Raw genomic sequence first — 3,822 nt, forward strand, 5'->3', positions numbered from 1 at the left:
AGCCGCGCGAGTACACCTGTTCCACCAAGGACAAGGGCCGCTTGATCTACGACCTGCTGCCGCCGCGTTTCCGCGAGCGTTCGCCGCTGCTGTCGTCGGTGGGCCGGCTGGACCGCGACACCAGCGGCATGCTGCTGATGACCGACGACGGCGCGCTGCTGCACCGCATCGTGTCGCCCAAGTCGCGCCTGGACAAGGCCTATGAGGTCACCCTGGCTGAAGACCTGCGCGGCGATGAAACCGCGCGCTTCGCCAGCGGCACGCTGCTGCTGGAATCGGATGACAAGCCGCTGCTGCCGGCCGAGCTGCACGTGCAGTCGCCGCGCCAGGCGCAGCTGGTGCTGCACGAAGGCCGCTACCACCAGGCGCGTCGCATGTTCGCGGCGGTGGGCAACCACGTCGCGGCGCTGCACCGCAGCCGCATTGGCGGGCTGACCCTGGGTGGGCTCGGTGAGGGCGAGTGGCGCATCCTCGATGCTGCCGATCTTGAAACGCTCTTCAACGTGCCATGACCGCGATTGCCGCGCTGCCGTTCCTGCCCGACGCCGTCATCTTCGACATGGACGGCCTGATGATCGACAGCGAGCGGGTGTCGATCGCCTGCTGGACGCAGGCGGCGCACGAGCTGCAGCTGCCGCTCGCCGATGGGTTCTGGCTGCGCTTCGTCGGCCTGGGCGACCGCGACTGCGAGCGCCTGTTGCTGCAGCACATCGATGCGGAGCAGGTGGCCGCATTGTTCGCGCGCTGCCACGACCTGTACGAAGCGCGCACGCAGGAAGGCCTGCCGCTGCGTCCGGGCATCCTGGACCTGCTGCAGCTGCTGCACGACCACGGCATTCCCCGCGCGGTGGCGACCTCCACCCGGCAGCCGCGCGCGTCGCGCAAGCTGGCTGCGGCGGGCCTGCTGCCGTTCTTCGAGGTGGTGGTGACCAGCAGCGACGTGGCCCACCCCAAGCCGGCCCCGGACATCTACCTGCTGGCCGCGCAGAAGCTGGGCAAGGACCCGGCGCGCTGCCTGGCGCTGGAAGACTCACCGGCCGGCATCCGTGCCGCGGTGGGCGCGGGCATGACCGCCATCCAGGTGCCCGACCTGGTGCATCCCGACGACGATCTGCGCGCGCTGGGCCACCGCATCGTCGATTCGCTGACAGACGCGCACTCCCTGCTGCTCCCGCACCTGCGGTAAACCGGATTCGATCAGGCGCGCGGCGTCGCCGGCCAGGGTCATGCCCCTCCGAGGGGCGCATCGCGTGCCCCGGCAGGGTCGGTTCCCCACCGACACTGGCCGCACATCCGCGCACAAAAAACCCGGCGCGAGGGCCGGGCTTTTCGGTCACTGCATCAACCGTGCATCACACCCGGCCGAACACCAGCGCTGCGTTGGTGCCGCCGAAGCCGAAGCTGTTGGACATCACCGTGTTCAACTGCGCATCCTGGCTTTCGCGCACGATCGGGAAGCCTTCCACCAGCGGGTCCAGCTCGCCGATGTTGGCCGAGCCGGCGATGAAGCCGTCGCGCATCATCAGCAGGCAGTAGATCGCTTCGTGCACGCTGGCCGCGCCCAGCGAATGGCCCGACAGCGCCTTGGTCGACGACAGCGGCGGCACGTCCTGACCGAACACTTCACGCACCGCCTTCAGCTCGGTCACATCGCCCAGCGGGGTGGAGGTGCCGTGCGTGTTGAGGTAGTCGATCGGGCCGGTCAGGTTGGCCATGGCCATGTTCATGCAGCGCACCGCGCCTTCCCCGGACGGGGCGACCATGTCGGCACCGTCGGAGGTGACGCCGTAGCCCACCAGTTCGGCATAGATGCGCGCGCCACGGGCAACGGCGTGGTCGTAATCTTCCAGCACCAGCATGCCGCCGCCACCGGCGATGACGAAGCCGTCGCGGTCCTTGTCGTACGGGCGCGAGGCGCTGGCCGGGGTCTCGTTGAAGCGGGTGGACAACGCGCCCATGGCGTCGAACATCACGCTCATCGACCAGTGCAGGTCTTCACCGCCGCCGGCGAACATCACGTCCTGTGCGCCATGGCGGATCAGGTCGGCCGCCGCGCCGATGCAGTGCGCCGAGGTGGCGCAGGCCGCCGACAGCGAGTAGCTCAGGCCCTTGATCTGGAAGGCGGTGGCCAGGCAGGCCGACACGGTGGAGCACATCGTGCGCGGCACCATGTACGGGCCGACCTTGCGCACGCCGCGGGCGCGCAGGATGTCGGCCGATTCGACCTGCCACTGGCTGGAGCCGCCGCCGGAACCGGCAATCAGGCCGGTACGCGGATTGGCGACCTGCGCCTGGTCCAGGCCGGCATCGGCGATCGCATCGCGCATGGCGATGTAGGCGTACGCCGAGGCATCGCTCATGAAGCGCTTCACCTTGCGGTCGATCTGCGCGTCCAGGTCCAGTTCGATGTTGCCACCGACGTGGCTGCGCAGGCCGGCTTCGGCATGGTCGGGCAGGTGGCGGATGCCGGCGCGGCCTTCACGCAGTGCGCTGGAGACGGTGTCCAGATCGTTGCCCAGGCACGAGGTGATGCCCATTCCGGTAATGACGACGCGACGCATCAGAAGTTCTCGGTGGAAGTGAACAGACCTACGCGGAGGTCTTTGGCGGAGTAGATTTCACGGCCGTCCACCAGCATGCGGGCGTCGGCCTGGGCCATCACCAGCTTGCGGTTGATGACGCGGGTGATGTCGATTTCGTAGCTGACCCGCTTGGCTTCGGGCAGTACCTGGCCGGTGAACTTCACTTCGCCGCAGCCCAGGGCGCGGCCACGGCCGGGCGCGCCCAGCCAGGTGAGGTAGAAGCCGGTGAGCTGCCACATGGCATCCAGGCCGAGGCAGCCGGGCATGACGGGGTCGCCGATGAAGTGGCAGCCGAAGAACCACAGGTCCGGGCGGATATCCAGTTCGGCGCGTACCAGTCCCTTGCCGTGGGGGCCGCCGTCGTCGCGGATGTCGGTGATGCGATCGAACATCAGCATCGGATCGTTGGGCAGGCGACCGCTGCCCGGGCCGAACAGTTCACCGCGGGCGCTGGCCAGCAGTTGTTCGCGCGAGAACGCGTGGAGACGAGTCATGGAAAGCGCAATCCTGAAGAAGCCATCGGGTAAAGCCGGCCATGGGCAGGCTGTGTTGCTGGAACCAAGTGCGCAAGAGTGCAGAGGAAAAGTGATTCAATCAAACGTTTTAACCGTACGCCGGCGTAGTGTTTTCAGCTTGAAAAACGCATGTTGTTGTTATGAAAAGACCATACTCAGGCGTGTGGCTGTAATCTTGTTCATCTACGCATCTGCTTCCAGGTCCGAGTCTTCCCGCCGTGTCTGTTCTGCGCAAAATCATCCATGTGGACATGGACGCGTTCTACGCGTCGGTGGAGCAGCGCGACGATCCGTCGCTGCGCGGCAAGCCGGTGGTGGTGGCGTGGAAGGGGGCACGTTCGGTGGTGTGCGCGGCGTCGTACGAGGCGCGGGTGTTCGGGATCCGGTCGGCGATGCCGGCGTTGCGTGCGGAGCGGTTGTGTCCGGACGCGGTGTTCGTGCCGCCGGATTTTGTGCGCTACAAGGCGGTGTCGCGGCAGGTGCGGGAGATTTTCCTGCGGCATACGGATCTGGTGGAGCCGTTGTCGTTGGATGAGGCGTATCTGGATGTGACGGTGCACAAGGGGGGGATGACGGTGGCGACGGAGATCGCGGCGATCATCCGTGGGCAGATTCGCGAGGAGACGTCGTTGACGGCGTCGGCGGGGATCGCGCCGAACAAGTTTCTGGCAAAAATCGCATCGGACTGGCGCAAGCCGGACGGTCAGTTCGTGGTGCCGCCGCAT

Annotated in this window: 5 protein-coding genes; 3 read left to right on the forward strand and 2 right to left on the reverse strand. The window is 67.0% G+C overall.

Going from position 1 to position 3,822, the window contains the following annotated elements:
* Both DBR34_RS15460 and DBR34_RS15465 read left to right on the forward strand, forming a co-directional pair.
* On the forward strand, positions 1-512 hold a 512-nt coding region (locus DBR34_RS15460; RefSeq protein ID WP_258223980.1), incomplete at its 5' end, for a pseudouridine synthase.
* Positions 509-1,186, forward strand: coding sequence for an HAD family phosphatase (locus DBR34_RS15465; protein WP_128097461.1), 678 nt, complete (start codon positions 509-511; stop codon positions 1,184-1,186). The genes DBR34_RS15460 and DBR34_RS15465, both read left to right, overlap by 4 nt.
* A 166-nt stretch (positions 1,187-1,352) precedes the next feature.
* Here DBR34_RS15465 and fabB read toward each other — a convergent pair whose 3' ends face one another.
* The gene (gene fabB / locus DBR34_RS15470) at positions 1,353-2,561 is read right to left on the reverse strand and encodes a beta-ketoacyl-ACP synthase I (RefSeq protein WP_128097462.1); all 1,209 of its coding nucleotides are present in this window, start codon (positions 2,559-2,561) and stop codon (positions 1,353-1,355) included.
* The gene (gene fabA, locus DBR34_RS15475) at positions 2,561-3,076 is read right to left on the reverse strand and encodes a 3-hydroxyacyl-[acyl-carrier-protein] dehydratase FabA (RefSeq protein ID WP_128097463.1); all 516 of its coding nucleotides are present in this window, start codon (positions 3,074-3,076) and stop codon (positions 2,561-2,563) included. Before fabA ends, fabB begins: the two co-directional genes overlap by 1 nt.
* 239 nt (positions 3,077-3,315) lie before the next feature.
* On the opposite strand from fabA, the gene dinB reads away from it, so the two are divergent.
* The coding region (gene dinB, locus DBR34_RS15480; RefSeq protein WP_181394034.1) for a DNA polymerase IV at positions 3,316-3,822 on the forward strand (507 nt) is incomplete at its 3' end.

The sequence above is a fragment of the Stenotrophomonas sp. HMWF003 genome, assembly GCF_003061285.1.
Classification (GTDB): Bacteria; Pseudomonadota; Gammaproteobacteria; order Xanthomonadales; family Xanthomonadaceae; genus Stenotrophomonas; species Stenotrophomonas maltophilia_AP.

What these genes read in the sequence shown, in the direction of transcription:
- DBR34_RS15465 (WP_128097461.1), top strand. Translation starts at nt 509, where the DNA reads ATGACCGCGATTGCCGCGCTGCCGTTCCTGCCCGACGCCGTCATCTTC.
- fabB (WP_128097462.1), bottom strand. Translation starts at nt 2,561, where the DNA reads ATGCGTCGCGTCGTCATTACCGGAATGGGCATCACCTCGTGCCTGGGC.
- fabA (WP_128097463.1), bottom strand. Translation starts at nt 3,076, where the DNA reads ATGACTCGTCTCCACGCGTTCTCGCGCGAACAACTGCTGGCCAGCGCC.